The sequence below is a fragment of the Caminicella sporogenes DSM 14501 genome, from assembly GCF_900142285.1.
GTDB lineage: Bacteria > Bacillota > Clostridia > Peptostreptococcales > Caminicellaceae > Caminicella > Caminicella sporogenes.
Window position 1 is genome coordinate 1 of the sequence record NZ_FRAJ01000042.1, and the last position, 1,344, is coordinate 1,344.

The window sequence follows — 1,344 nt, forward strand, 5'->3', positions numbered from 1 at the left end:
CTTTTTAGCCCCCTAATAGATTTGGACAAAATTAACCATAGAAATATAATAAATTTAGGGGGTGGATTTAAGTGCCAAAAAAACAACTCACTGAAGAATTTAGAGTTAAAGTAGTTAAAGAAGCCTTAGAAACTGGTGAACAAGGTATAGTAGCAAGACGTCATGATATTCATCCGGTTACCTTATCAAGATGGATAAATAACTATAAAAAATATGGAAAAACAACAGTTTCTAAACAAACTTCCAAAACTACTAATAAAGATGTTGAGTCTCAGATACTAGAAAAAGAAAATGAACAACTAAAGAAACTTTTAGGTGAAAAAGAACTTGAAATACAAATTCTTCGTGATCTTTTAAAAAAAACAAACCAAGACTTAAAGATAGATTAGATATCGCAGAAAAATGGATATCTAAAGGTTATAAAGTTTCTTTAGTTCTTAAAATAATAGGTATTAGTCGTTCTACTTGGTATTATCATCAAAATAAAACTAATAGAAATACACATAATTATTTTGGAAAAGGTCGACCTATTCCAGGATATAGCTACAACACTTTTGGTCAAAAGATAAATGATTTAAAAATAATGAAATATATTAAAGAATTAATAAAAGGCGAAGCCTACTGTTATGGATATTTAAAAATTACTTATCTTTTAAGAAAGAAATATAATCTAATTATCAATAAAAAGAAAGTGTATAGATTATGCAAACAACTTAGTATACTTAAACCTCAAAGAAAAATAAAACCTAAATATCCAAGAAAGATAGCAATAAATAGAACTATTACAGGTTCTAATCAGCTTTGGGAAGCTGATGTAAAGTATGGCTATATAACTAGTAGTAAAAAGTTTTTTTATATTTTATCTATCATTGATGTATTTGACAGAAGTATTATAGATTATCATATTGGATTAAGTTGTACTGCAAAAGATGCAAAAGCAACTTTGATAAATGCATTGATTAAAAGAAATTTGTTATCTAGTAAAATTAAGCCAATTATACGTACTGACAATGGTTCACAATTTGTAAGTAATATATTCAAATATACTTGTGAAAAACTTAATATGCATCATGAGCAAATTCCTGTTAAGACACCAAATAAGAATGCTCATATTGAATCTTTTCATAACCTGCTTCAGAATGAATGCTTAAAATATTTTAGTTTTACAAGTTTCAAAGAAGCTTATAAAGAAGTTGTGAAATATATTGATTACTATAATAATACAAGAATTCATTCAGCTATTGGTTATATGACACCTATGGAATTTTATAGAGAAAACTCAAGCAATATTAAGAAAAAGTTAGTTGTTAGAGTTTAATTGTCCAAATTTAAGGGGTCAAACCG

At 26.6% G+C, this 1,344-nt stretch carries 2 protein-coding genes; both read left to right on the forward strand.

Annotated elements, in window-relative coordinates:
- The first annotated feature begins 71 nt into the window (after positions 1 to 71).
- On the forward strand, positions 72 to 389 hold the full coding sequence (locus tag BUA90_RS12055; protein ID WP_072968880.1) for a transposase: 318 nt from the start codon (positions 72 to 74) through the stop codon (positions 387 to 389).
- Between the two features lie 17 nt (positions 390 to 406).
- The gene (locus BUA90_RS12060) at positions 407 to 1,318 is read left to right on the forward strand and encodes an IS3 family transposase (RefSeq protein WP_278302816.1); all 912 of its coding nucleotides are present in this window, start codon (positions 407 to 409) and stop codon (positions 1,316 to 1,318) included.
- Positions 1,319 to 1,344: the final 26 nt, after the last annotated feature.